21 protein-coding genes and 1 tRNA gene are annotated in these 26,967 nt (G+C 41.4%); 6 read left to right on the top strand and 16 right to left on the bottom strand.

Features of this window, described 5'->3' with window-relative positions:
- Nucleotides 1-3: 3 nt before the first annotated feature.
- The 8 genes from ftsY to U2P91_RS02625 form a co-directional block, all read right to left on the bottom strand.
- Nucleotides 4-906, bottom strand: a complete 903-nt coding sequence (gene ftsY / locus U2P91_RS02660; RefSeq protein ID WP_111886657.1) for a signal recognition particle-docking protein FtsY — start codon at nt 904-906, stop codon at nt 4-6.
- 85 nt (nt 907-991) lie between these two features.
- Nucleotides 992-4,564 (bottom strand): chromosome segregation protein SMC, encoded by a 3,573-nt coding sequence (gene smc, locus U2P91_RS02655; protein ID WP_111886656.1) that lies wholly within the window; start codon nt 4,562-4,564, stop codon nt 992-994.
- Nucleotides 4,565-4,573: 9 nt separating this feature from the next.
- Nucleotides 4,574-5,239: a ribonuclease III gene (gene rnc, locus U2P91_RS02650; protein ID WP_111886655.1), complete on the bottom strand. Its 666-nt coding sequence runs from the start codon at nt 5,237-5,239 to the stop codon at nt 4,574-4,576.
- A gap of 150 nt (nt 5,240-5,389) precedes the next feature.
- Nucleotides 5,390-5,614 carry an acyl carrier protein gene (gene acpP / locus U2P91_RS02645; RefSeq protein WP_111886654.1) on the bottom strand — a complete coding sequence of 75 codons (225 nt, stop codon included), beginning with the start codon at nt 5,612-5,614 and terminating at the stop codon, nt 5,390-5,392.
- Between the two features lie 3 nt (nt 5,615-5,617).
- The gene (gene plsX / locus U2P91_RS02640; RefSeq protein WP_111886653.1) at nt 5,618-6,613 is read right to left on the bottom strand and encodes a phosphate acyltransferase PlsX; all 996 of its coding nucleotides are present in this window, start codon (nt 6,611-6,613) and stop codon (nt 5,618-5,620) included.
- 123 nt (nt 6,614-6,736) lie between these two features.
- Nucleotides 6,737-6,916, bottom strand: coding sequence for a 50S ribosomal protein L32 (gene rpmF / locus U2P91_RS02635; protein WP_084504954.1), 180 nt, complete (start codon nt 6,914-6,916; stop codon nt 6,737-6,739).
- A 34-nt stretch (nt 6,917-6,950) separates the two neighbouring features.
- A complete protein-coding gene (locus U2P91_RS02630; protein ID WP_111886652.1) occupies nt 6,951-7,409 on the bottom strand; it encodes a YceD family protein in 459 nt (152 codons plus the stop codon).
- Nucleotides 7,410-7,479: 70 nt separating this feature from the next.
- Complete coding sequence (locus U2P91_RS02625) at nt 7,480-8,670, bottom strand: acetate/propionate family kinase (protein WP_111886651.1); 1,191 nt, start codon at nt 8,668-8,670, stop codon at nt 7,480-7,482.
- A 149-nt stretch (nt 8,671-8,819) separates the two neighbouring features.
- Here U2P91_RS02625 and U2P91_RS02620 point away from each other — a divergent pair, with 149 nt between their 5' ends.
- The 3 genes from U2P91_RS02620 to U2P91_RS02610 all read left to right on the top strand — a co-directional run bounded on the left by U2P91_RS02620 (nt 8,820) and on the right by U2P91_RS02610 (nt 14,464).
- Entirely contained in the window at nt 8,820-10,064 is a 1,245-nt protein-coding gene (locus U2P91_RS02620) for a nucleotidyltransferase family protein (RefSeq protein ID WP_322518992.1), read from the top strand.
- 73 nt (nt 10,065-10,137) lie between these two features.
- Entirely contained in the window at nt 10,138-11,694 is a 1,557-nt protein-coding gene (locus U2P91_RS02615; protein ID WP_111886649.1) for a carboxylesterase/lipase family protein, read from the top strand.
- Nucleotides 11,695-11,893: 199 nt separating this feature from the next.
- Nucleotides 11,894-14,464, top strand: coding sequence for a chemotaxis protein CheW (locus U2P91_RS02610; protein ID WP_322518991.1), 2,571 nt, complete (start codon nt 11,894-11,896; stop codon nt 14,462-14,464).
- 91 nt (nt 14,465-14,555) lie between these two features.
- On the opposite strand, the gene U2P91_RS02605 is transcribed toward U2P91_RS02610, so the two are convergent.
- A complete protein-coding gene (locus U2P91_RS02605; RefSeq protein ID WP_322518990.1) occupies nt 14,556-14,885 on the bottom strand; it encodes a Rieske (2Fe-2S) protein in 330 nt (109 codons plus the stop codon).
- Nucleotides 14,886-15,059: 174 nt separating this feature from the next.
- Here U2P91_RS02605 and U2P91_RS02600 point away from each other — a divergent pair, with 174 nt between their 5' ends.
- On the top strand, nt 15,060-15,332 hold the full coding sequence (locus U2P91_RS02600) for a DUF5661 family protein (protein WP_111886647.1): 273 nt from the start codon (nt 15,060-15,062) through the stop codon (nt 15,330-15,332).
- Nucleotides 15,333-15,482: 150 nt separating this feature from the next.
- On the opposite strand, the gene U2P91_RS02595 is transcribed toward U2P91_RS02600, so the two are convergent.
- The 6 genes from U2P91_RS02595 to polA form a co-directional block, all read right to left on the bottom strand.
- A complete protein-coding gene (locus tag U2P91_RS02595; RefSeq protein WP_111886646.1) occupies nt 15,483-16,169 on the bottom strand; it encodes an adenylate kinase in 687 nt (228 codons plus the stop codon).
- 26 nt (nt 16,170-16,195) lie between these two features.
- Complete coding sequence (locus tag U2P91_RS02590) at nt 16,196-17,266, bottom strand: HD-GYP domain-containing protein (RefSeq protein WP_111886645.1); 1,071 nt, start codon at nt 17,264-17,266, stop codon at nt 16,196-16,198.
- Nucleotides 17,267-17,535: 269 nt separating this feature from the next.
- Nucleotides 17,536-18,363, bottom strand: a complete 828-nt coding sequence (locus tag U2P91_RS02585) for a DUF1002 domain-containing protein (RefSeq protein WP_162624372.1) — start codon at nt 18,361-18,363, stop codon at nt 17,536-17,538.
- 182 nt (nt 18,364-18,545) lie between these two features.
- Nucleotides 18,546-18,632 (bottom strand) — tRNA-Leu (locus U2P91_RS02580).
- 103 nt (nt 18,633-18,735) lie between these two features.
- Nucleotides 18,736-19,341: a dephospho-CoA kinase gene (gene coaE / locus U2P91_RS02575; protein WP_322518989.1), complete on the bottom strand. Its 606-nt coding sequence runs from the start codon at nt 19,339-19,341 to the stop codon at nt 18,736-18,738.
- Nucleotides 19,342-19,353: 12 nt separating this feature from the next.
- Complete coding sequence (gene polA, locus U2P91_RS02570) at nt 19,354-21,996, bottom strand: DNA polymerase I (protein ID WP_111886642.1); 2,643 nt, start codon at nt 21,994-21,996, stop codon at nt 19,354-19,356.
- Nucleotides 21,997-22,200: 204 nt separating this feature from the next.
- Here polA and U2P91_RS02565 point away from each other — a divergent pair, with 204 nt between their 5' ends.
- Both U2P91_RS02565 and U2P91_RS02560 read left to right on the top strand, forming a co-directional pair.
- Nucleotides 22,201-22,398 carry a helix-turn-helix transcriptional regulator gene (locus U2P91_RS02565; RefSeq protein ID WP_371414202.1) on the top strand — a complete coding sequence of 66 codons (198 nt, stop codon included), beginning with the start codon at nt 22,201-22,203 and terminating at the stop codon, nt 22,396-22,398.
- A gap of 4 nt (nt 22,399-22,402) precedes the next feature.
- On the top strand, nt 22,403-23,146 hold the full coding sequence (locus U2P91_RS02560) for a DUF3169 family protein (protein ID WP_111886640.1): 744 nt from the start codon (nt 22,403-22,405) through the stop codon (nt 23,144-23,146).
- Between the two features lie 304 nt (nt 23,147-23,450).
- Here U2P91_RS02560 and U2P91_RS02555 read toward each other — a convergent pair whose 3' ends face one another.
- The gene (locus U2P91_RS02555) at nt 23,451-26,957 is read right to left on the bottom strand and encodes an FAD-dependent oxidoreductase (RefSeq protein WP_111886639.1); all 3,507 of its coding nucleotides are present in this window, start codon (nt 26,955-26,957) and stop codon (nt 23,451-23,453) included.
- Nucleotides 26,958-26,967: the final 10 nt, after the last annotated feature.

The following is a 26,967-nucleotide window of genomic DNA, read 5'->3' as shown; positions in this document are numbered from 1 at the left end:
CCTTTATTCAAAGAGCAAATCAACAAATTTCTTTGGATCAAAATCGATGAGATCTTCTGATTTTTCGCCAATACCAACGTATTCAATGGGAATCTGCATTTCATCGATAATCGAGATTGCGATACCGCCTTTGGCGGTTCCGTCGAGCTTAGTCAGCACAATTCCCTTAATTTCGACACACTCATGAAACACCTTTGCCTGGTTAATCGCATTTTGCCCAGTAGTAGCATCTAACACCAATAAATTATGAACCGTGAACCCTTCACCTTCCCGGTTAATCACCCGACTGATCTTTTCAAGTTCTTTCATCAGATTAACCTTATTATGCAGACGTCCCGCCGTATCACAAATCAGAATATCGGCTTTACGGGCCTTGGCTGCACCAATGGCATCAAAAACCACCGAGCTCGGATCGGCACCGGTAGTACTTTTGATAATATCCACGCCAACCCGTCTGGCCCATTCATCGAGTTGTTCCACCGCCGCCGCCCGAAAGGTATCCGCTGCTGCAATGACAACTTTTTTGCCTTCTTTTTTATAGCGCTCAGAGAGTTTGGCAATCGAGGTGGTTTTTCCGGCCCCGTTGACGCCAACAACCAGCATAATCGTGGGTAGCTGCGGCTTTTTTACTTCCACCAAAACCATATCGACCAGGATTTCTTTTAGAAAGCCCATCACTTCTTCCTTGCTTTTAGACCGGGTTTCTTTAATCTTTGCCCGCAGCGCCGCCGTGATTTTCACTGAGGTTTGAGCCCCTAAATCCGAGAGAATCAGAGTTTCCTCCAGCTCGTCAAAGAAATCATCATCAAAGCTCCCCATATACATGACATTTTCTATTTTTTCCTTGAAATTGTCAGCCGTTTTAACCAGCTTGTTACGCATCCGTTCATATAAACTTAATTCCATCGTTGCCTCCTTCGTTTTAACCCCTTAGAGCCTTGCCTAAGTGAGTTTATTTGGGGTCAGTTTGTAATTTCTCCTGACCATCATTTTAAGCGTAATCCGTCAGTCGAACCGACACCAATTGGGACACCCCATCCTTGGACATCGATACCCCATAGAGATTGTCGCACACTTCCAGGGTAGTACGACGATGAGTGATCGTGATGAACTGATTATGTTCCGCTACTTTTTTGAGGTAGCTGATGTAACGGTAAATATTATGATCATCCAAGGCAGCGTCTACCTCATCGATCACACAAAAAGGGGACGGGTTAATTTCCAGAAAGGAAAACAGCAGAGCAATGGCAACCATTGACTTTTCACCACCAGAAAGCAGAGAAATATGCCGCAGCCGTTTACCCGGTGGCTGAGCCACCAGTTCAATTCCCCCTTCCAGCACCCCAGTAGGGTCCGTAAACTCCAGATAAGCCCAACCGCCTTCAAATAGAATGCCAAAGATCCGCGTAAAATTCTCCTGTAGCTTGATAAAGTTTGCCTTAAACTGCTCGGTCATGGCGTCATACAAGGTATTAATAATATCTAACAGCTCACTTTTCCCAGCTTTTAAATCATCCATTTGTTCTTTCATAAAATCATGTCGGGCGATAATTTCTTCATACTCTTCAATGGCACCGAGGTTCACATTCCCCAGTGCGCTAATTTTTTCTCTCAAGGTACGCTGACGTTCTTCAGACAAATCAAGCTCATCAAGGCTGTGCTCCGCCTCCAACTGCTGATAGGCATCTTCAGCCATTAAATAGTTAATTTCATAGCTCTTATAGATATTCTCTTCCCAATGGTTCATCTGTAGCTGCAGACTGTTTAGTTGAGTCGAAATGGTATTTTTTCTGTCGTTGTCAATAATCAATTGGTGATTGTCATTTTTTATTTCTTCCTGTAGCGTCTCCAGCCGCTGGGCATTCGTTTTTTGCAGTTCCATCGCTTGTTTATTTTTGTCACGATGGGATTCAATTTTTTTGCTTAGCAGCTGATGATCCGCCCCCAGTTTTTCCTGAAGTCGGATCAATTCGCGGGATTCATTTAGGTAACCCGCCATTTCAGCTTCCAGAGTCGTTTTTCTGGCTGTCTGGTGGCTTAATTGTTCCTGCATCAAGACGATTTGCTGATCAAACCCAGCGATTTCTCCTTTGATCTGAGTGATAACCATTTGGCTTTCTGATATTTTTAACCGCAAATCGTCCAGTTGTTGTCTGATCATATGAGCCTGATCATCAGTTTCCTGACCTTTTGTGGCTTCCTTGGCCTGATTATATGATGCTTCGATTTTAGTCAGCTCAATATTTAACTGTTCCAGCTTCTGACTGAGTGCCTGAAGCTTTTGCTCCTGAGACGAAATCGACTGCGTACTTTCACGCTGTTTTCGGCTCAAGTCCTCAATTGTCTTGTTCTTCTCCCACAGCGCTTGTTTGCAGCGGTTATACCCCGTTTCCAGTTCCTTTAATTGATCGACTACCTGGGTCAGAGATTTTTGCACCGTCACATCCTGGTTTTTGATCGCATCCAGGGCTTTTTTTTGCTGATCCATTTCTTTTTGCAAATTCTGGATTTCAATCTTCTTAGAAAGCGGCGACTGCCGGTTGTCCTTGCTTTGTCCCCCGACAATGGCTCCGCCAGGGTAAAAGATTTCACCTCCCAGGGTTACAACGGTAAACTTAGAAGCCGTTTTCTTCTGGATATCTTTTCCCGAAGCAAAATCTCTGGCGACGATGATTCGTCCCAAAAGACTTTTAATGACCACTTCATAAGCCGCATCGGTTTTAACCAAGTCACTGGCAATCCCCTCGACTCCGGAAGTATTTTTAAGCACTGCCCGGGTTTTTTCATCAACTAAACTGTATTTTAAATTATCCAGGGGCAAAAATGTTGCCCGACCAAGACGCTCTTTCTTGAGCAAATTAATACAATCACTGGCAACCTTAACGCTGGCAACGACAATATTCTGACTTTTAGCACCTAAAGCAATATCAATGGCCTGAAGATATCTGGCCTCAGTCGAGATGAGTTCGCCAACCGGCCCAAAAACCTCATGGATCACCGGGCCGAGCAGCTTTTCTGATGTCATCAGTTTACGAATGGTTGGGAAGTAATCCTGATAATTTTTTTGAATATTTTTTAAATACTCTACCTTGGAAGCATTAACTTTCAAATTATTAGAAATCAGGTGAACCTGATTCTGGAGTTGCTTTTGTTCGTCCAAACTGTGTTGATACTGGATTTGCAACTTCTGGTACTGGTCTTTCCGTTGCTCTTTTTCTGCCAACAGACTACTCATCTCTTGTTTTTGCTGCTTTAGATCCGCAGCGACTTGATCCTGACTGGCTCCTGTTTCATCCAGGTACTTTTTGATAAAAGATGACTCCGTCTTTGCTTCCTGAATGGCCGTTTTAATTTCTAAACGCTTCATTTCGAGTTTTTCGCAAAGCGATTGCTGATTTAGAACGGCCTCTTGAGTTGCTTTGATCCGATCTTTTTCCTGCTGTTCTGCACAGAGTAAAAGATTAAGGGTATTTTCCAGTTCACCTCTGACTGCCTCTTTTGTCACGAGGTTCTCTAGCAAGACATTTTTCTCCAGTTCCAGTCCATCAATCCGCTTAAGTGTTGCCGCAATTCGGGAGGTCAAGCTTTCACCTTCGTTTTTTAAGCGTTCCTGGGTTATTTGATTCGCTTCCAACTGACTTTTACAACGGATATCTTCCCGCTGAACCCGATCGAAATCGGCTCTGAGCACCGATAGATTTTTCTTTTCCGAGTCCGCTAAAAGGTCCAATTCACGATTCTCAATGGTCAGTTTTTGATACAATTCATCCTTTTTTCTGATAATTGCTTCGATTTGTTCACAACTTTTTAGTTGTTCCTCAAGATTTTTTTTTAATACTTTCAGTTCCGTGACCGCGCCGCTCATTTTTCGATAGAAAATCACCAGATCGACAGTCTTTAACTCCTCATAGAGGGTTAAAAAGCTTTTAGCCTTCCGAGATTGGTTTTTTAAGGGGCCCACCTGTTTTTCTATTTCTGCCATAATGTCTCGCAGCCGATCCAAGTGTCCCTGAGTTTGCTCCAATTTTTTTTCGGCTTCGTTTTTTTTAGTTTTATAGGAAACAATACCTACAGCCTCTTCAAAGATATTCCGCAGCTCAGTGGGACTACTCGATAAAATATTTTCGATACTCCCTTGGCTGATTAATGAATAACCGTTTTTCCCCAAACCGGTATCCATAAAAATACTGTGGATCTCTTTTAGTTTACAGCTTTTTTTATTAATGGCATAGTCACTTTCGCCGGACCGAAATAGTTTCCGTGAGATCGCTATTTCCTGGGGATAGTTTTCCAACGAACCCTCTTTGTTGTCTAAAATCAAAACAACCTCGGCATAACCGGAGGCTTGTTTTTTTTCTGTTCCTGAGAAGATGACATCTTCCATTTTTTTACCCCGAAGGGATTTAATGCTTTGTTCACCCAAAACCCATTTGATGGCATCAGTGATATTACTCTTTCCGCTGCCGTTAGGGCCCACAATTGCAGAAATACCTTCTGAAAACTCAAGGCTTACAGGGTCTGCAAATGATTTAAACCCCGACAATCGCAATTTTTTTAAATACAAGCCCTCACCTCAATTTAGTCTTCTCGTCTTAAGCAAATAGTTTTTAGCGGCGTCCTGCTCCCCTTCTTTTTTGCTTTTACCGATGCCATGACTCACACAATCGCCATTAAAAATCAATTTAATATAAAAGGTTTTGTTGTGTTCCGGTCCTTCAGAACGGTCCAGGACATATTCAATAACATTGTCATTGTTCTTTTGAATATACTCCTGAAGTTCCGTTTTATAGTCTTTTACCAGCGCACCGGACAAAGCCAGAGCGATATTACTTTCCAACACTTTCAGAACAACTTTCCGGGTTATTTCAAAATTACTGTCTAAAAATACAGCCCCAATCAGGGCCTCAAAGGCATTGGCAAGGTTCGATTTCCGTTGCCTTCCCCCAGTTACAATTTCACCCTTTCCCAAGAAAATATGATCTCCCAACTGGAGTTCATAGGCAGCCTTGGAAAGAGACTCGGCACATACAATATTGGAACGGATTTTCGTCATTTTACCCTCAGATAATTTGTGAGACAAAAATAAATACTCACTGATAATCAGTTCCAATACTGCATCCCCCAAGAATTCAAGTCGTTCGTTGTTGGTCGAATTTCCTGAATGTGAACTATGCGTTAAGGCAACTTTTAATAACTCTTTTTTCTTGAAACGGTAATCGATTTTTTCTTCGATTGTCACTTAATATCCCCCCTTATCGATTACGAGAGTTCGCCTGAGCGTTTCTCGCTATTCCCCATGAAAAGAAGCAAACCAGAAAAGATAACGCACAGTCTCCTGAATAAGGAGAAGGTGGGTGCCATTGTTTCTCAGCGACACCCTTTAATCTTCTTAGGAAATTGCGTTGATGATATCTCCTACAGTTTGGATATTTTCTAATGCACTTTCGTCAATTTTAGTTCCAAATTCATCTTCAAACGCCATAATCAGCTCAACCACATCCAGTGAATCTGCTTCCAGATCGTCAATGAGTGAGGTTTCAAGGGTAATTTTTTCAATATCAACATCCAATTGCTCTGAAATAATTGCCGTAACTTTTAAAAATCGTTCATCCATGACTTAAGCCTCCCTGTTTTTTGCATTATCAGTAATTTTTTTCAACACATCATTCTCAATAAACTTAATACTCTGTCGCACCGCATTTTTAATCGCAAAAGCATCACTGCTACCGTGAGCTTTGATAATACCACCTTTTACACCTAAAAAGGGAGCACCGCCATACTCGGCATAGTCAAATTGTTTTTTGAAGCTTTTCAAATTATCTTTAATCAGCATTCCTCCAATTTTACCCTTGGTGTTACTCATGATTGACGTCTTCATTTTTTTAAGCAGATAAGCAGAAATACCTTCGGTTAATTTCAATACGATGTTGCCCGTAAATCCATCGCAGACTAACACATCAGCCTTCGTTTCGGGAATATCGCGTGCTTCAACATTGCCCAAAAAATTAAAATCCCCAGCTTCCAAAAGCTCATAGGCCGCTTTTACAAGACTGTTTCCTTTTTTTGCTTCAGCACCGATATTAATGAGTCCGATCCCCGGATCTGTTTTACCTAAAACATTTTCTGAATAAATTTTTCCTAATTGGGCAAACTGTTCCAAATACTCCGGTTTACAATCGGCATTGGCACCGGTATCAATAAGAACAAATACGCCGTCACTTTTGGGCAGCGTTGCTGCCAGAGCAGGACGTTTGATTCCCTTAATCCGGCCCAGTTTTAATAATCCCCCGGATAAAAGTGCCCCGGTACTTCCAGCTGAAATCAGCACTGCATTTTCTCGGTTCTTCATTTCATCAAGTGCCACAACTAAAGACGAATCCGGTTTTCGCCGAATCGCCATGGCGGGATCTTCGGTATTTTCTATGACGGTTTCGGCATGCAGAATTTCAATTTTGTCATCAGGGTAATCGTATTTTGAAAGCTCTTCTAAAATAGCCGGCCGGCGACCCACCAGGGTCAGCTTGACGTCATATTCCTTAACCGCATCAATGGCACCCTTTACGATTTGATAGGGCGCGTCATCGCCACCCATGGCGTCTAAAAAAATATTCAAACTAACGCCCTCCTTTGTATCTGTCTATTATCCCAGAAAAAACCGATTCAGTAAATACAATCAATAAAAATATCCGGGCCTAAAATAATCCCAGATAGAGAAAAAACAGAGTCTAGACTCTGTTTATTCGTTAAAGCTGATAACGCTAACGTCTTTGTATGTGCCACAAGACTTGCAAACTCGATGAGGCAATTTAATTTCACCACATTTTGGACAAGTACTCATTCCTGGAATATTTAATTTGTAATGTGTTCTTCTTTTGTCTCTTCTGGACTTAGAAGTTTTTCTCTTTGGTACAGCCATCACTCACACCTCCTAAATAGTAAAGTCATTTCACTTACAATAATTTTTTCAACGCTTCAAATCGCGGATCATAATCACCAAATTTGTCGCATTCGCATTGCTCGTGATTTAAATTGTTGCCGCATTTTGGACACAAACCCGCACATTCTTCACTGCACAGTACACGGAAAGGTTCATTAATATAAATGCATTCTTCAACGATGGGCAATAAATCAAGTATTGCTTCATCCTCTTCAACCGTTACCGTATCCGTATAGTCATAAAGACAATCAATGGGGGTTGGTTCTAGGCAACGCGCACAGGGAAAGATCATGGTCATCTCAAGGGTGAAATTCACCAGAAAATTACCTTTCGATACTTTTTCGATGGTTCCACGCACGAAAGCGCCATTTTCATCCAGTTCTCCCTCTATATCATTTAAATCCGTATTTTTTACAACAAATTCAAAAGGGATTATTTTTTCCTGCAATAGCTTATTGATTTCAAAATTCATTTTATCACTCCAAACGGGCAATCATCATTATATAGACGATTGCCCGTTTTGTCAAGTGAAATACTTTACATTATTTAGCTAACGCTAAGGTGTCTCTGGCAATCATTAATTCTTCATTGGTTGGTATAACCATAACGGTTGTTTTAGAGTCTTTATCAGAGATAACAGTCGCTTCGCCGCGCTTGCTGTTGGTAACAGGATCAAGCGTAATTCCCAAGTATTTTAAACCACCACAAATTGCAGCTCGCGAAGTTGTTGAGTTTTCACCTAAACCAGCGGTGAAGATAATGCCGTCTACCCCATCCATGGCCGCAACATAAGCGCCGATGGTAGTACGAACCCGATAGTGAAAAATATCCAGTGCTAACTGAGCCCGTTTATTACCACTGTTTGCGGCACCTTCAACATCGCGGAAATCTGAACTGATTCCAGAAACGCCAAGCACACCAGACTTTTTGTTCATGATATTATCAACTTCATCTACTGTATAGCCTTTATTAACCAGGAAAGGAATGATAGCAGGATCAATGTCACCGCAACGCGTTCCCATTTCCAATCCGGCCAGTGGAGTCAATCCCATTGAAGTGTCAACCGATTTTCCGTTTTTAATGGCACAAAGACTGGCACCATTACCTAAATGGCAAGAAATCAGTTTCAGGTCTTCAAGTTTTTTACCCATTAATTCAGCCGCAGCCTGGCTCACAAATTTATGGGATGTTCCATGGAAGCCATACTTTCTGATCTTGAATTTTTCATATAATTCATAAGGGAGTGGATACATGAAAGCTTCGCCCGGCAAGGTTTGATGGAAAGCGGTATCAAATACTGCTACCATTGGTACATTTGGCAGTAACTCCCGACAAGCATTAATTCCAATCAAGTTAGCAGGATTGTGAAGCGGTGCTAATTCTGAGCACTCTTCCAAACTTTTAATAACCGCATCATCAATAACGACTGAATCAGAGAAAGTTTCAGCACCATGCACAGCTCGATGACCGACAGCAGAAATTTCTTCCAAAGACTTCACTACTCCATGAGCAGGATCAACTAAAGCTGCCATGACAAGATTCAAAGCTTCTTTATGGGTCTTCATCGGTTGTACCAATTTCACCTTGTCTTGACCTGGCGCTTCGTGAACCAAAACAGATCCTTCAATACCGATTCTTTCAACTAAACCTTTAGCTAAAACCTCTTCAGTGGTCATATCAAGCAATTGATATTTTAGTGAAGAACTACCGCAGTTAATAACAAGTACATTCATTAATAATTACTCTCCTTTAGTTTTTAGATTGATTACACTTCATACGTTCTATATAATAACAGTAATATGCTAAGAATACCATTATTTTTTTGTCATATTTTGATAATAAGTGAAAAAATTGCTATTTTTTTAACAAGAGAGAGGCTAATATGAAAATTCTTGGTATTATCGCTGAATATAATCCATTTCACATGGGACATGCCTGGCAAATTGAAGCATCAAAAAAAGAGAGTCAGTGTGATGGTGTGATGGTTTTAATGAGCGGCAACCTGACCCAGCGTGGCGATTTTGCACTACTTAACAAATGGGAACGCGCCCGACTGGCCTTGTCTTCTGGTGTTGATCTGGTCTGCGAACTTCCCTTTGGTTACGCCTGCCAAAGTGCCGAAGCCTTTGCTTATGGGGGAATTAAAATTTTTAACGCCACTGGGGTTGTTGATGTTCTTTCTTTTGGTTCCGAATTTGGGCATATCCAGCCGCTAACCAGTCTGGCTGAAATACTCGTTCACGAACCCGCTGAATTTAAAAGCTTCCTTAAAGAGGCTTTATCATCCGGTGTTTCTTTTCCTCGAGCCAGAGAATTGGCCATCCGTTCCTATTTAGGTCACGAAGCTGGCGATCTCTTAAAAACTCCCAACAACATTCTGGCCCTGGAATATCTCAAAGCCCTTCATAAAACTCAAAGCAATATCCGTTCAATGACGGTTAAACGACAAGGTGCCGATTATCATAGTCTATTGCCGTCAAGCTTTCTCAGTGCCAGTGGGATACGAAAGATATTATTTGATGCGCTTGCCAACCCGGAGTCAGCGTCTGCTATTCTAAAAATGCTTGATCACAAACTTCCTTATTTAAGTGAAGATCTGATTCTGCCATTTAAAAAAAATTTTAACCCCAACGGCGACGACTTATTTCTTAATGCATTACGGCTGCTGATTCTTTCTCATGATGTAAAACATCTAAAAAACACCCCCTACGTCAGTGAAGGCCTGGAGCATAAAATTCGAGATACTCTAAAAGTTGCCACAACCCTGGACGAATGCGTCAATGGTATTATTTCTAAGCGTATCCCTAAAACCCGGGTTCGCCGGATCTTATGCAATCGGCTCCTGGAACTTGATAAAGAGCTCTTAAAACTTTTCCTAACTGAATCCTTTGTTCCTTATCTACGGGTACTGGGGTTTAATGAAAAAGGCAAAACTATCCTGAGAGCGATTAAAGCTCGCGGACAACTGCCTATTTTAACAAGTTTAAAAAAGAGTCGGTTTTCATTGACCCCCACCCAAAGAAAAATGTTATACTACGATTGTCGAGCGACGGACTTTCATAATCAATTTTACGAAATAAACTATTGCTATCATCGGGATTACATTCAAGGCCCCATTCAATTTTAAATCGCGCGTACCCGTTCACAATCATTGCGAACTGTTTCGCTACAACTTAAGTTTCACTAAAAAGGAGAACACCATGTCATTTTTCACCACTGATAAAACAGCCTTACCAAAACGACCAATCCTCAGGCCCCACTGCGGGCCTGTTCAAGGACAATTCCGCCGGGGACTGTCCTACTATAAAGGAATTCCCTACGCGATGCCGCCGATCGACAACCGGCGGTTTAAAGCGCCCGAACCAATGCCACCCTGGGAAGAGGTCCTTGACTGTTCAAAATACGGTAATTCCTCGCTTCAAATGGGGGGGATAACCCTTGATTCCCCCGGCACCTATCAAATGGACGGCAAAAGCGAAGACTGTCTGTTTTTAAACGTCTGGACGCCAGCGCTAACGCCAGAGGATCGCTATCCGGTTTATGTGTTTATCCACGGTGGTGCTTTTTCCTCGGGCTCCGGCTCTGAAATTGTTTATGACGGCGGACGAATGGCTCAGGAAGGGGTGGTGGTGGTCACCATTAACTACCGGCTCGGTGCTTTGGGATTCCTCGCTACCCGGGGGTTGCTTGAGGAAGCCGGGACCACTGGCAATTACGGATTACTGGATCAGATCCTGGCCCTGCAATGGATTCAGGAGAACATTGAAACCTTTGGCGGGGACCCCCATCAAGTCACCATCGGCGGTCAGTCAGCCGGTGCATATAGTGTCACGGCCCTGATGCTTTCCCCGCTGGCCAAAGGTCTTTTTCACCAGGCCATTGTTGAAAGCGGATCGATCTTCTCAATTTCAGCTTTTTCTGCGCTTAACCGGGGTGATTTGGAAAAAACGATGGATAACGGAAAACTCTTATGTAACTTATACGGCGTCGAGGATTCTTTAAATGGTCTGGATCAGCTAAGAGCCCTTCCCGGTGACGTTTTTGCCGCCCTCTCAATGGTCAAAGCAGACCAGTCGAGTGTTCCCAAAGCTTTCGGTTTCTGGCCGGTATATGATGGCGTAGTTCTCCCCAAAGATCCTGTTAAGGCGCTCAAAAGCGGTGACGTCAATACGGTTAAAATGCTGGTCGGGTACAATACTGATGAATCTTCCTTATTTATAAAGGGCCACACCAATCTGGGTATTTATCAGATGCTCTGCTATCATACCTTTGGTCCTGAACGTGCACCAAAAGCGCTGGACCATTTTTTTGTCGACGATGACCACTCACCTCTCGATCGAGCCCTGGAAATCTATACCTATTCGGCTTTCCTAATTGGAATGGTGATGATGGCTAAAGTATACGCACAGTTGGGAGAAGATGTCTATTTTTATAATTTTGATTTTGATCCGGCCATCCTCAAAATTGTCGGACTTAATACGGCCCATGGCATGGAATTGCCCTTTGTCTTTGGTAACGGAATCGGACAACGGCGAACAACTAAGGTCAGTAATTTATCGTGGATCATGCAACAATCCTGGGTCAATTTTATTAAATTTGGTAATCCCAATTTCAAAGAAGAATATAAGGGACAGATCGTCTGGCCAAAATTTGACCCGGAGAACAAATACATCATGGTTTTTGACGCCCGTCTTTCCAGTAAAAACCTCCCCAATCAGGATGATCTGGATTTCCTAGAGATGCTGATGTTTAGCTAGAACACGCTTTTCCCCATCGATTTGAGCGCAATCAGTTATTTGCCGAAATCGTATTGAGTTCCGCTATTCTTACCATAATTGACTTGCAAAAGAACCAAAAAAATGATACATTTAGCCGATACTAAGATTAAACGAATGATGCTTAACTCGGACTGATCATTTCAGAAGGTGTCATATTATTTTAACGAGGAGATTTATGATGATTATATATAAGCAAAAAGATTTTTTAAATTACATGCCCGACGTCCAGGAATGCAACAAGAGCATTTCTGATCTGAATGACCAGTGGGATAATATTAAACTACTTTCAGAGATCAATTGTCCCATCCAATCAAAAAGTGTTCTCCCCAATATGACTAAAATCCAAAGCGGTTTTATCGATTTACAAGAAGAACTGATTGATACCCTTGTTTCTGAGAAGTTAAAAAAAATGGAACAAAAAATCATTTCAAAAACCCAGGTAGCCATCGATATTCTGATCCGCAACCTTTTTGAACGAACTGCCGACATTGGTTTCCTGGCAACCGATGATGACATCCGCCGCTTCGTCGAAAATACTGACCGTAATGAAAACGACCGCAATATGATTTTATCGCGGATGCGGGAGTATGTAGCCAAGTATTCCGTTTATGAAGACATCATCGTTATGGATAATAATTATCGGGTGCTGGCAAATCTTGATGAACAAAACAATATTCTCGGCAAACAGATTAAAGGCCCCAATCTGGTCAAGACAATGGATGGCGAACAGAGTTTTGTGGAATACTTTAAAAACTCAAAACTGCAATACGGCAATAAGAACTCCCATATCTTTTCCAGTCGAATCTGTCGGGAAGGTACAACCCAAGCCATTGGCCTGATCTGCTTGTGTTTTCGCTTTGAAAATGAAATGACTCAGATCTTTGAAAAACTGACCAATGATTACGATGGTTCCGTTATGACCATCATCGACGATGACAATATGGTTATTGCTAGCAGTGATGAAAATCACGTGCCAATCGGGATCATTGTTGAACCGGTTGAGTCCGGGGTCAATGGTGTTGTCTATTATCGCGGTGCGGATTATATTTCTAAGACCATTGCCACCCAAGGGTACCAAAAATATTATGGGCTTGGTTGGAAGGGTCATGTTATGATCCCTCTTAGCCTAGCTTTTCGGGATAATCGCAATCTCAAAAGCATTGACTCCTCTGTCACAACCGGCCTGATGCATCAGGCCGATTCGTTCTCCACTGAACTCAATGAAATCATCAATAAAACCCAAACCATCAATGGCTCACTAAAACGGATCGTATATAACGGTCAGATCATTGCCCGAGATGACAGCATTGATGCTGAGTACTCCCGTCTAAAACCAATTCTTCGCGCAATCGGACGGATCGGTACCAACACCAGTAGCCTGTTTCAGAGCTCAGTTTCTAATTTATTTTCAACTGTCGTATCAACCAGCCTTGTAGACACCAGCTTTTTGGCCTCGCTTTCTGTTGATATCATGGATCGAAATCTCTATGAGCGAGCCAACGATTGTCGTTGGTGGGCACTTGATTCAAGCATTCGACGGATTCTCGCCAAAGATGATATAACCGCATCGGATAAAAAACAATTAACTGATATTTTAATTTATATCAATGAACTCTACACGGTTTATAGTAATTTATTTGTCTTTGATCAAACCGGCACCATTATCGCCGTGTCCAACCCCAAGCGCAGCGAAGATATTGGCAAGACCCTCACCGACCCCTATATCAATGAAATTTTATCAAATGCAAAACCAGAAAAATACTTTGTTTCCACTTTTGATAAAACCGAGTTATACGATCATCGTTACACCTATATCTATGGTGCCTCGATTACTGATTTTAGCAATCACAACCGCACAGTCGGAGGGATCGGGATTGTGTTTGACAGTGAATACCAATTTAAAACTATCCTTGAAGAATCCCTTCACTCTGATAACAACACCTTTGCGGTGTTTACCGATCGTAACAAAATGATCCTCTCAACAACTAATGATACCTATAAAGTAGGTGAAACCTTAACTTTACCAGACGAGCTGTTTACCGTACCGAACGGCAAAACCCGTTCCGAAATCTTAGTTTATGAAAACAGCTATTATTCGATCGGTTGTGCCTGTTCATCCTGTTATCGTGAATATAAAAATTCAGATGGCTATCATAATGATGTCCTTGCCTTTGTTTTTGAAAAAATGGCAGACTATGCAGAAATCACGGTAAGTAAGTCTAATGATAAAGAAATTGAACAATCTGATTTTGCCTTCTCAATGACTAATGAGTATAAAAAGCTGGCCACCTTTATTATCAATGGACAAGCCTATGGTCTGGAGCAATCCTATGTAGTTGAAGCCTTAGAAGCCAGTAAGGCCATTTCTGTCCCAGGTACCAATACGGTTATTCGGGGTGCTGTGGAATTTAATGATCGTTATTATGCCGTGGTGGATGCGCTAGCACTATTTGATAAGAATCAGCCCAGTCGCAACGCCTTACATGTATTGATGCTTCAACTGTCTGACGATGAAATGATCGCTATACAGGTTGAAAAACTGGTAAGTGTTCTTGAAGTTAATACAAATGACATTCAACCCGTAGAAATCTCATCAGCGATTACCGGCATTATCTGTTTAACCGATGGTTCCGAACGGACGATTTTGGAAATGGATCCTCAGATCATTCTTGAAAAGCTGGTTGAAAACCAGGTCGATGAAAATCTGGAAGCCGCACTTCCTTTACTGGAATCAATCGATAGCAATTAAAAATCATTCGTATTAATAAATCAGAACCCGGATCAAACAAAAAGTCCCAGGTGCAAAAAAGTTACAATGCAGCTGGGGCTTTTTAATTATTTTATGTTATATCAATCAGTATATTACGGTCCTCAATCTTAACCGGATAGCTACGATCATCTTCTAATTTAAATTCAAAAAATAAAATCTTCGGTTTCTTTAGACCTTTACCAGTCTTTGCATCATATTTGGCACCATGTCTTGGACAAGTGATGACCCCGTCCTGTAAGTCACCTTTAAATAACGATCCTCCCATATGCGGGCATTTGTTGGAAATAGCATAATATGCACCCGCCACTTTTGTCAGCAAAATGGCTTTGTCGTCCACTTCAACCAGTTTTTTTTCATTCTCTTCAAAATCTTTTATTTCTGCAACTTTTTGAAATCCCATTTTTTCCTCCATTTTTTCAAGTTTTGTTATTTTATTTACCCTTTTACTTAACTTCAAAACAAATCCCTCTGGTCCTTGATTGACAAATTTAAAAATTCTGCCTATAATGGGGTTAAATCATTATGAAACCAACCAGAATCGTCATATTTTGAAATTTTAAGAAGAGGTGATCTTATGTCTGCAAAAAAAGTATTTACGACCGAACAAGCAAAAGAAACGGGTAGAATGCTTGGAATTAGTTGGAACAAATTTGACATTGAACAGTTTCGAATGGGCATGGATGTTGAGCTTGAGCATGGCACGGATAATTCCCGCACAAATGTAACCGGCGATGATCCTTTCGTCACTGGTAAAATTGCCTTGGCTCATTTAAATGAGTTTCCCGATTATTATACCCGTCTTGAAAAAATGGAAGAAGAGGCTGAAGCTTTTTGGGAAGGTAAATAACTAGTTATCCTTCCTGTTGCCAGCACGTTAAAAAGAGCGTCCCAGAACTTAGGGATGCTCTTTTTATGAACTTTGCAACTTATTAAACAAGCCGTTTTGGGACATTTTTAAATCTGATTGTCAAACATACTGCTTAACCCGATCCGAAAATCAAAGTCTTGGAGGACTCATTTCCCAAGGTGCCTTTTTTTGCTCTTTTTCTATAATCTCACTGATTTGGGAAAATATTTCATGGATCCCGCTATCACCTTTTATTTTATGAAGAATCGCTTTCTTCTCATAAAATTCCAGAATCGGCTGTGTTGTTTGATTATAAATATCCAGGCGCTCCAAAATAATTTCTTCCTGGTCATCCGCCCGGTGAATCAATGCGGTTGAGCAAACATCGCAGGTTGCCGATATCTTTGGTGGATTATATTTAATGTGATAACTTTCTCCGCATTTTGGGCAGACCCGTCTCCCTAAGATACGATCGACAATAATTTCTTTGGGGACATCGATTAGAAAAACATAATTGATCTGTTCACTCTTTTTGTTCATAAAAAGATCTAGAGCCTGCGCTTGCTTTTTATCGCGCGGAAATCCATCCAGTAAAAAGCCCTCTTGGCAATCTTCTTTTTCTAATCGTTCCTCCACAAGCGCAATCGTGATACGATCTGGGACAAGCTGCCCTTTGCTGGTATAAGCACTTATTTCTCTTCCTTCTGGCGTTCCCGATGTTATTTTCCCACGGAAAATATCTCCGGTCGAGATATGCGGAATATTAAAACAATCACATATCAATTTCGCCTGCGTTCCTTTTCCACCGCCGGGTGTTCCTAATAAAATAATTTTCAAATAACCAACCTCCAAAATTTGTTGTACTACCTGATAAAATCGACAACGGTAATATTTAAGGCCCGACGATCGGCCAGGCAGATATCAAAGGGTTTTACATTCTCATCACCATTTTTAAATACCCGAATATTCGGGCGCATGCAGTAACTTTCAAAATTGTCAGTCACTACACCCGTCATACCATTGCTTAATTTAACCGAGGTTCCAATCGGGTATGGCGCGATTTTTCTGACAAACAGACTAACGAGATCTGGATCAAATAAGCTTTCAGTTCCGCCCATGATGTACTCGATCGCTTCTGATGGAAGTAACCCTTTTCGGTAAGGCCGATCCGATGTCAGGGCATCATAAACATCGGCGATTGAGATAATTCTTCCATAGAGTGAAATTTCCTCGCCTTTGGCATTATTGGGGTAACCACCACCTGAAAACTTTTCATGATGATCCAAAATACCGGTCTGAGCTCCAACACTTCCTACATATTCATTTGTCAGATATTCAAACCCTAGATAGGAATGCTTTTTCATTTCTGTAAATTCACTATCAGTCAATGGTCCTTGCTTATGGAGAATATACTTCGGAACAAAAACTTTTCCGATGTCATGCAGTAATGCACCAAATCCCAGATTACATAAATCTGTTTTATCAAGGCCTAAAGCAGTCCCAAGGCCAATCGATAAAACCGCTACATTGACCGAATGAAAATAGGTATAGTCATCAAATACTTTCAGATCAACCATATTGAGCATCATTTCTTTGCTTTTAAGAATTGCGTCCACAATCGTTTCAACCTGGTTCTCCATTTTTGTGAATTGTTCTTTTGGGACCGACACGTTATTCTCTTTGCAAATAAATATTTCTTTAATACCATTGACCGTCTTCATTCTCACATTGCTGTTGATCGTGTGTACGATGGGTATATTTACTACCTGTTCTTCTTCGACATACAGGCCACTACATTTATACTTACGAATTTTATTAATTAATGCTGCATCTAAAACAGTTTTTCTTGCCAGAATCAGCTCTCCTTGTTCCCCAAAAAAGTCTGAAACAATAACCATCCCTTCTCGCAAGCAAAATATTGGCACAAATCTCATGGTGTCTTCCTTCCACCGTAAACAATATAAACCACTCCGTTTTGAATGATTTGTTTTTTATTTAGGAACTATTAAAAAGCTAGTTTCTTATTGATTAAAGTTTGTTTCTTTAAATACGATGATAACTTTTTACTTAATCTTTGTCAATCTAAATTTGCAAACGTTTGTTGCCTGAGATAAAGCTAAAACGTCATCATAATCCACCGGACTACAATGACGTTTTAATTCTAATTCTTTCTTAGTTGATTAAATAATCCGACTCGCTGTCCTTAAAACAGGTTGCGAAAAAAGTTACCAATTTCCTCGAAGAAGGTCGATGCTTTCTGAAAAAAACCCTGAGTGCTCTGGCCGGCTTCGACCAATTTAAGAAATGTATCCGGGTCCATATTCAACTCATTAAATTTGTTGACAAGACTCAAAATCTCTTCAATTTGCTGGTCATCCAAAACAGTGTCATATTTGTCTGCGGTCTCAACAATCAGCTCCCGAATTTCATCATCATTCATTGTCTTCGTTTGGGCAATCTCGCTCTTTAAGCTATTAATAATGTTAACTGCATCATCGCCAATGGCATCCTGTAGTTCTCCAACGACCACCACTTCTTCAACTGCCGTCGTTTTTGCTGTTTCATCAAGACGGGTATCGGTTGCCACTTCATAGGCTTTATAAATGCCGGTTAAGGCACCTGTACCGGATACCGGGGTATAGGCTGCGACGATTACTTTCGCATTTTTGATACCGGCCGTTCCCAAAGCTGATTCATACATCTTATCGGTTACCCAATCAATATTATGGGTTTCCAGATCGATTCCTCCCGACGATTTTTCTTGAACATAAACACTGGAAAGGGCCAGCGTTCCAATTTTATCAAGGGATACCAAACCTTCTAAATACTCCCGTTCATCCGCATTGGTTACAACAGTTTCTTCAACATCGCCTCTTTTAATCTTGAAATAGTCATAAACTGTTTTTAGTTGCGCTTCAGTATTATCAGCTCCAATCGCGACACCGGCGCTTTTTGAATCTGCCAGTACGGGACTCACCATTACCATTGATAACACAATCGCTAAAATTCCTGTTATTATTTTCTTTTTCATTCTACACCTCATATCCTTACTGTTTTTTTATAAAGTCAACTTAAAACAGCGGTATAATCATAACAATTAATCCTATTTTTTAACTTAATTTTGTGAACGCACGAGACGAATTACCGAAGTCTCGCAGCTTCAAAAAAAAGAAAAGCCGACTGCTTGCGCAATCGACTTTTTGTTCTAAATAGTGGTGCGAGAAAAGGGATTTGAACCCTCACTGCATTGCTGCAACAGATCCCTCAAACCTGCGTGTCTGCCAGTTCCACCATCCTCGCATAAGTAACAGGTGTTTTGACCCTGTTTTCTTATTATAAAGGAATGAAAGAAAAATATCAACTATTTTTTTATTTTATTTACTAACCCATTCTGTTTTGATATTTATTTAACCAGAAGCTTTCGCCTGGTAAAATAAGCATTCGTTGTGATCAGAAGATCATCCAGACTACCATTGTTCTCAATGATCGTATCAGCCAGATTGATCTTATCCTCGTCAGACATTTGCATCTCAATACGTTTTGTAGCCTGTTCTCTGGTTAGTTTATCTCTTTTCATTATCCGGTTAATGCGAATCTCTTTATCGGACACGACCAGAATTGTTTCATCGACACAATTTTGCAGATTCGTTTCAAAAAGTAGCGGACAATCATAAAAAACTGTCGGGATCCCAGATTTTTTATAAAAAGCGATTTGCGAATCATACAATTTCTTTATTACTGGATGAACAATGGCATTTAGTTTTTTTCTGGCCTGTTCATCATTAGCAATCATTTCTCCTAACAGACTGCGGTTTAGTTCACCGTTTTCTTTGATGACTTCCTGTCCAAAGACTGCAGCTATTTTTATTAAACCGGGACTCCCTCTCTCTACGGCCTGTCTGGCTAATTGATCAGCGTCGATGACAATATAACTAAACCGTTTTTTTAGGATGTCTGTGACAGTGGATTTACCTGAAGCAATCCCACCGGTTACACCTATTACTCTCATCACCGGCTCCTGCTATTTCACATCATACCAGGACATCCCGGTGTTCACATCAACAGTCAGCGGCACAAAAAGCTTAGCCGCTCCTTCCATTTCTTCTTTAATCAGACGTTCTACCCGCTCATGTTCATTTTGAGGGGTATCGATGATTAACTCATCATGCACTTGCAAGATCAATTTGGCTTCCAGACGCTCCACTTTTAAACGGTTATACACCTTGATCATAGCAAGTTTGATAATGTCTGCCGCACTCCCCTGGATGGGCGTATTTAAGGCCATTCTTTCCCCAGCCTGAACCAGCATGGCATTTCTGGAGTTCATTTCCGGAATGTAACGTCTTCTTCCCCAGATGGTGGTGACATATCCTTCTTCTTTGGCTTGGCTCTTGACATTTTCCATATAGGCCTGTACCTTTGGATAGCGGGAAAAGTAACGGTCGATATAATCCTGGGCTTCGTTTCTTGAAATTCCCAAATCTTTCCCGAGACTAAAGGCCTGCTTGCCATAGATCAGGCCAAAATTGATGGCTTTGGCCTGGCCGCGTTGGGTTCTTGTGACCGCATCCAGGGAAACGTTAAAAATCTCCGACGCGGTTCGGGTGTGGATATCCTGTTCTTTTTTAAATGCATCAATCAGATTCTCATCACCGGAAAGATGGGCTAAGACCCGAAGTTCAATCTGAGAATAATCAGCATCCACCAGCATTCGATCGGTCGCCGATGGCACGAATACCCGTCTGATTTCTCGTCCCATTTCGGTTTTTACCGGAATATTCTGTAAATTGGGATTGGAACTGCTAAGTCGTCCGGTTGCTGCCACGGTCTGATTAAAGGTCGAATATATTTTATGGGTTTTGGGCTCAACAAAAGCCATCAAACCCCGACCGTAGGTTGAATCCAACTTCGACAGCATCCGATATTCGATGATTTTTTCAATGATTGGATGAAAGTGGATGAGTTGCTCCAAGACATCAATATTGGTGGAATAGCCTGTTTTAGTCTTCTTTATTACTGGTAGCTTTAATTGTTCAAAAAGAACGGTTCCTAATTGCTTGGGCGAATTAATGTTAAAATTTTCTGTTTCAGCTAACGTATAGATATCACTGGTGAGGCTGGTAAGCTTATTTTCAAATTCGCTGGATAAAACTTCCAGCTGGTCTAAATCAATTTTAAAGCCCAGCTCCTCCATCGACACCATCACTTCCAGCAAAGGCATCTCAATGGTTTTAAACAAGGTCATCATTTTTGTTTCATTGAGTTCTTTTTCCAGAACGGTTTTTAAATCTTTAATGGTTTCACAGTTTTTGATCATATAATCAGCCAGTAACTGCTCATTGAGTTCTTTGGCTTTTTGCATTTTTTTACCTTTTCCAAACATCTCCTCATCATCCCGAAGGGTCCGATTGAGATATTGATAAGCTGCCGATTTTAAATCATATCGCTGATCTCCGGGGCTTAAAAGATAGGTGGCGATATAAGTATCAAACGCTTCGGTGACTTCGAAAATGTCATTTTTATGAAAAATATGGATCAGATTCTTTAAATCCTGACTGATGATCGCCAATGTTTTAATCGTTGGAAGTTTTTTGAGTTTCTCAAAAAATTTCAAGTCATTAACGGCCAAACAATCCAGATAATAAAAACGGTCTGCAATTCCCAGGGCTAAATAAATCTGCGTCTCCTCCCGATGATAATAAATGATCACTTCTTTAGTGTTTTCGAGATCATTAAACAAACCATCCATATCTGAGTCAGTTTTAACCCAGCTAAACGCCACTGATTTTTCAATGGTATCCACTGTTTCGGCGACATCTATTTTTGACAACAACGTATTAAATTCCAATTCTTTGAGCAAGGTGATACTCTCCGGATTAAAAATATTATGAAAGGCCAGTTCTTCAAAATCGCCTTGCCAGGGAACATCCAATTTAATGGTTCCCAGCATTCGGCTCATAAACGCATCCTCTTTTCCGGCGATTATTTTTTCCTTTTGCTTACCTTTTTGCTCGTCGATATGCTCATAGATCCCTTCCAGATTTTTATATTGTTGAACCAGCTTAACTGCTGTTTTTTCGCCGATTCCGGCAATACCGGGAATATTGTCAGATTTGTCTCCCATCAGAGCTTTTAAATCAATCAAATCTTTAGGCGTCAATCCGTACTGGTCTTTGACCCAGGCTTCATCCACCTCTTCCAGTTGGGAGATCCCTTTTTTTGTATACAACACCTTAATTCTCGGTCCAACTAACTGAAAGGCATCCCGATCGCCTGTGATGATTTCTGTATCAATCCCTTTTTCTGACCCAATGCTTGCCAGGGTCCCTATAATATCATCGGCTTCAAAGCCTTCCAACTCGACAATGGCAATATCCATCTTTCTAAGCAACTCTTTTAGAATTGAAAACTGCTCGGCCAGAAGCTCAGGCATATTTAGGCGCCCACCCTTATAGTCGTCATAGGCTAAATGCCTGAAGGTTGGTCCTTTTAAGTCAAAGGCAACGCCTAAATAATCCGGTTGGTATTCCTCTTGAATTTTAACTAATATATTAACAAAGCCATATAAGGCATTTGTCGGTACGCCCTTCGAATTTGACATTTCCCGGATGGCATAAAAGGTCCGGTAAAAAAGACTGTTTCCGTCGATTAAGATACTTTTCATTTGATCTCTCTTTCTATCTTTTTCTGCTTAATTAAACAAATATTATTATACCAAAAGTATCGCGAATTGAACATTGAATAAATCCAAATTCCTCACTTGACAACTATCTTTGTCAGATGTATACTATTAATGACAACTTTATTTGTCGTTTTGACAATTTTATTTGCCAAATTTAAGTTTGGCTTAGGAGGTACAAGCATGGTATTGGAAAATCGTTTAAAAGAATATCGGGCCCGAAACAATCTAAATCAGTCTGATTTGGGAAAGCTGGTCGGTACATCCCGGCAAACCATTAGCCTGATTGAACGCGGCGATTATTCGCCATCTGTTATTTTAGCGTTAAAAATCGCCAAGGTTTTTGGTGCAACTGTTGAAGAACTATTTTTATACAAAGAGGAGTAAACTTATGAAAAAACTAAATTCGACGATCAAATTTTTTATTATCCTGGTTTTATCTGCTTTTATCGGCGGCCTATTGGGAGGTAGTATTGTTTATGGTGAGGCTGCAATCAACAGAAGTCTTAACAGTTTTCAAAATTTTATAATTACTAATAACTTGTTAATCCAGGCGATTCTTCTTGGACTCTGTGCGATTCTTATTTTAATTTTATATTTCTCGGCCAAACTTAAGGTGAAACAATTGGAAGAAAATAATGATATACTCTTTGATCAGATTGACCGTCAGCTGGGATTTCTTGTTCCTTTTATCTCGGTTACCATGATTACCGGATTCTGCCTTTTCGGTATTACCATTGCTAATACCCTTGAAGATTTTGAATTTTTAGGCTTCTTTATCTTTTTGGCAAATACTGCATTCACCTTGATTATGACAGTCCTTACCATAAAATTGACAAAGGTTTTATATCCTGGAAAAAAAGGAAACCCGCTCGACTTTAACTTTGACAAAGAATGGGTTAAAAGCTGTGATGAAGCTGAAAAATTCATTATCTACAAAGCGGCTTATCGATGCTATCAACTCATGAATATTGTTTATTGTGGTGCCGTGACACTTTGTATGCTTACTTCCATTGCTGTTAATATCGGTATCTTTCCCTATTTACTGATTGGATTTTTATGGATAACCCAGACCTTAATTTATGCGATATCAGCCAATCGATTTCAACACGGACAATTAGATAACGGACAATAATTATATTCCAATAGGAGTAATGAAAAAAAACAACCCATCCTTTGAAGTGCAAACTTGCATGTTAATGTCACCCGAGAAGTATTTTTGATAATCTGTAAAGAAGATTAGCAAACCCATCGTTGCTCTCTAATTTTATTACTATTCGATCTCAAAAAAAGTACCGTTCTGATATGTAAACGATCAAAACGGTACTTTTTGTATGAAAGAAAGCTCTGGTTATTCAGTTTATCTCAATTATATTGCAAGCAAATATTTAGTACTTGTAATTACTAAAACGATTCAGAATTTTAAAATGAATAAACTTTTAGTGTTTTATAACTTGATTCAACTTCCCTTGAATCTCATTCATCAGGTAATCAGTATAAGGAATCTCGGTAAAGAGCCGTCCTTTACTATAAGGCTTAAATTCCACCCTGACCGCATCCGGATCTTGGGTGTTTAGAATCTCACCAATGTCAACGTTTTTAAATGCTGGGGTTGTTTCCCCAATAGCCTTTAGAATTTTTCCTGGACAAACTGAGCCAAGATCCTCCGCCAAAATTTCAGCAATTGCCTGAACCATCTTAATATTGTTAATTCCCAACGGATTTTCTACTGACTTTTTCACCTTAAGGAGTCGGCCTTCTGTGTTCACAAAGGTACCGTTCACTTCCGCGAAAGCCAGTGCCGGCAATACCACATCGGCATTCTGGGCAGCCGAACTCAGGTGAGTATCCTGAACCATTAAAAATTCGTATCCGCTTAGATCTGCATTGGGTTCCTCACCGAAGAGCAGCAGCGCTTTCGCCGTTTTTAGAACCGTTGGTGTGTTAACAACCCCCAGCGCTTTTAAACCCCGGCTGTTGTTCTTAACGGCTACTCTGAAAATGCCACTACGTTTACCATCAAATTTGCCAAGGAGTCCGAGGATATCGCCAACCAGGGCCGAAGCTTCTGCGGTGATATACTTATCACCCATAACGACGACCAGGTTTTTAGCATTAACCAGGCCTTCACCAATAATTTGAGCTTCATCACCGATTTCAAAATCCGCAAGCGATGCTTTTAATGTGTCCAAATTTGTCACATCCGCTTTCAGTTTACCATTTTCAAGGACATACCTGGTGATTTCTCCCAGGAATTCAAGATCATCACATTCAGTAATAAACTCATCCGCGATATGATCATAACCACTTTCTAAGTGGTTAATGACAAAAATATTGGCGCCTTTTTTTGATGCCTGAGTCAGTTTATATTTGACAATGGGGTTGTTCACTGGTAACAATCCGAGCACCAGAATGGTATCCGCGGTCACAATTGCATTCATGTCGCCAATTGCATCGTTGCCAGGCAGAACCGTGTCTTCACCCTGTTCCCGATTGGAAAAACTAAAGGTCTCTGCTCGAAGCACCTTAGCCAGTTGAGTCATGTTAAAAATTTCTTCATTTGTATATTTAGGTGATATGCCCATTTTTACGGCATCACTTCCGTATCGAGCAGCAATGCTCTGGGATTTTTTTGCAATCATCACAAAGGCATCGTACCAACTGGATTCTTCCAGTTCACCCTGTTTATTGCGAATCAACGGGGTCGTCAGTCGATTTTCCCACTGCACCAGATTGGTACCGAATCGCCCCCGACCGCACATAACACCTTGATTGATATCCTGGTGGTTTTTCTGCGGAATGGCCTTGATAATGGTATCGCCCTTCGACTCAATGATAATTTGGCAACCGGCCGAACAATAACCGCAGGTCGATTCGGTTTTATCTGTATCCATGGGCACTTGTTTAATGCCAATAAGCCCTTCTCTTAAGGCGCCTGTGGGACAAACAGCAATACATTGTCCACAACTGACGCAGCTTGTATCTTTAAGAGGCTGGCGCAGGGCCGGTTCCACAATGGTCTCAAAACCACGATCCACCAGACCTAACGCTGAAACGCCGATAATATCCTCGCAGACCCGGACGCAAAGGCCGCAGGTAATGCACTTGCTGTTATCCCGAATTACAAAGGGGTGGTCATCCTGGATTTTTGCTTCCGGGTTCTTGCCTTTAAAGCGCTCTGGCTTAACCTCATATTCGTTGGCATAGGCGACCAGCTTACATTCGAAGTAATCCTGACAGCCACATTCAAGACAACGCTTTCCTTCTTCCACCGCTTGAAGCGGGCTGAATCCTTCCACCACTTCCAGAAAATTATCATTACGGGCATCTGGTGCCAGGTGAGTCATCACCGGTCGTTTGTTTTTCTTAATGCTTTCCAAATAGTCCTGATCCACCGATTCACGAATCACAAAGTAGGGTTCATGGTAAGCAATAGCTTCTCCACTTAAGTATCCTTCGATAAAAGGAACCGCTTTTTTGGCATCGCCGACGGCTTTAATGACAATGGAAGCACCGCTGTTAATACAATCTCCACCAGCAAAAACGCCGTCTAAATTCGTTCGGAAGGTTTGTTCATCGGCCAGAACGGTGTTCCATTTGGTCAGTTCCAGGTCATCTAGTCCTTTGGGATTGATCCCCTGGCCGATGGCCAGAATCAATGTATCGACATCAATGATCTCTTCTTCACCGTCGATAGGAACTGGCGATCGACGACCGCTGGCATCCGGTTCTCCCAGGGCCATTTTTTGAAGTCGAATTTTGACGATCTGTCCATCCGTCCCTTTAATAACTTCAATGGGGTTGGTCAAATTTTTAAAGATAACCCCTTCTTCTTCAGCTTCGATAATTTCAATTTCTTCCGCCGGCATTTCTGCTTTGGTTCGACGATAGATATTATAGACTTCTTTGGCACCAAGTCGCAGTGCGGTTCGGCAGGCATCCATGGCGGTGTTGCCACCACCGACGATGGCAACTTTTTCGCCAAGCACAATGGGTTCGTTATTGGCTACCTGTTGCAGCAATTCGATCCCACCGATGACCCCTTTGGCGTCAATGCCTTCACACCGTAGTCCGGAACTCGTCCAGGCACCTAATGCGACATAAACAGCATCGTGGTTTTTACGGATGGTTTCAAAGGGAATATCGACACCGACCCGGGTGTTATTTTTAAAGACAACGCCCATCTCTTTTATCAATTCCACTTCTTCATCCACCACCCCTTTGGGTAATCGATATTCAGGGATTCCATAGCGGAGCATCCCCCCCATTTTGGGCATAGCGTCATAGATGGTAACAGCGTGACCGGATTGAATCAGATAGTAGGCAGCGGTAAGTCCGCCCGGTCCACCACCGATGATCCCGATTGTCTTGCCACTCGCTTTTGCGATTTCGGGCATAAACATGTCATGAGTCATATCGAAGTCAGCGGCAAAACGTTTGAGCCAGGCGATGGCGATGGGTTCATCAACTTCGCCCCGGCGACAGGCCGTTTCGCAAGGATGTGGACAGACCCGGCCAATCGCCCCAGGCAATGGCAATTGTTCTTTGATCAGCTTTAAGGCTTCGGCAAATTCACCATTGGCGATTAAGCCAACATACCCCTGACAGTCAGTGGTGCCGGGACAAGCCCGTTTACAGGGTGCTACACAGTCCCCAATATGTTTTGAGAGCAACAGCTCCAGATTGGTTTTTCGGGATTCAATGACCCGGGGGGTCTTCGTGTTTACCACCATATTATCGGTGATTTCGGTGGCACAGGCTTTTAAAATTTTGGGGATGCCAGCAACCTCTACGACACAGAGTCCGCAGGACCCATAAATCTCCAGGCGTTCGTCATAGCATAGGGTGGGAATATCTATTGCATTTTCCCGGGCTACTTCTAAAATGGTTTGTCCCGGACGACCGGTTACTTCTTTTCCATCGATGTTCATTTTATATTGTTTCATTCTCCCACTC

The organism is Acetobacterium sp. K1/6 (genome assembly GCF_034438075.1).
Taxonomy (GTDB): domain Bacteria; phylum Bacillota; class Clostridia; order Eubacteriales; family Eubacteriaceae; genus Acetobacterium; species Acetobacterium carbinolicum.
The sequence above is the reverse complement of the archived record's forward strand: the minus strand, read 5'-3'. Positions and strand labels throughout refer to the sequence as shown.

Excerpts from the sequence above, each read along its gene's own strand:
- ftsY (WP_111886657.1), bottom strand. The coding sequence starts at position 906 with ATGGAATTAAGTTTATATGAACGGATGCGTAACAAGCTGGTTAAAACG.
- acpP (WP_111886654.1), bottom strand. The coding sequence starts at position 5,614 with ATGGATGAACGATTTTTAAAAGTTACGGCAATTATTTCAGAGCAATTG.
- rpmF (WP_084504954.1), bottom strand. The coding sequence starts at position 6,916 with ATGGCTGTACCAAAGAGAAAAACTTCTAAGTCCAGAAGAGACAAAAGA.
- U2P91_RS02630 (WP_111886652.1), bottom strand. The coding sequence starts at position 7,409 with ATGAATTTTGAAATCAATAAGCTATTGCAGGAAAAAATAATCCCTTTT.
- U2P91_RS02625 (WP_111886651.1), bottom strand. The coding sequence starts at position 8,670 with ATGAATGTACTTGTTATTAACTGCGGTAGTTCTTCACTAAAATATCAA.
- U2P91_RS02620 (WP_322518992.1), top strand. The coding sequence starts at position 8,820 with ATGAAAATTCTTGGTATTATCGCTGAATATAATCCATTTCACATGGGA.
- U2P91_RS02615 (WP_111886649.1), top strand. The coding sequence starts at position 10,138 with ATGTCATTTTTCACCACTGATAAAACAGCCTTACCAAAACGACCAATC.
- U2P91_RS02610 (WP_322518991.1), top strand. The coding sequence starts at position 11,894 with ATGATTATATATAAGCAAAAAGATTTTTTAAATTACATGCCCGACGTC.
- U2P91_RS02605 (WP_322518990.1), bottom strand. The coding sequence starts at position 14,885 with ATGGGATTTCAAAAAGTTGCAGAAATAAAAGATTTTGAAGAGAATGAA.
- U2P91_RS02600 (WP_111886647.1), top strand. The coding sequence starts at position 15,060 with ATGTCTGCAAAAAAAGTATTTACGACCGAACAAGCAAAAGAAACGGGT.
- U2P91_RS02590 (WP_111886645.1), bottom strand. The coding sequence starts at position 17,266 with ATGAGATTTGTGCCAATATTTTGCTTGCGAGAAGGGATGGTTATTGTT.
- U2P91_RS02585 (WP_162624372.1), bottom strand. The coding sequence starts at position 18,363 with ATGAAAAAGAAAATAATAACAGGAATTTTAGCGATTGTGTTATCAATG.
- coaE (WP_322518989.1), bottom strand. The coding sequence starts at position 19,341 with ATGAGAGTAATAGGTGTAACCGGTGGGATTGCTTCAGGTAAATCCACT.
- polA (WP_111886642.1), bottom strand. The coding sequence starts at position 21,996 with ATGAAAAGTATCTTAATCGACGGAAACAGTCTTTTTTACCGGACCTTT.
- U2P91_RS02560 (WP_111886640.1), top strand. The coding sequence starts at position 22,403 with ATGAAAAAACTAAATTCGACGATCAAATTTTTTATTATCCTGGTTTTA.
- U2P91_RS02555 (WP_111886639.1), bottom strand. The coding sequence starts at position 26,957 with ATGAAACAATATAAAATGAACATCGATGGAAAAGAAGTAACCGGTCGT.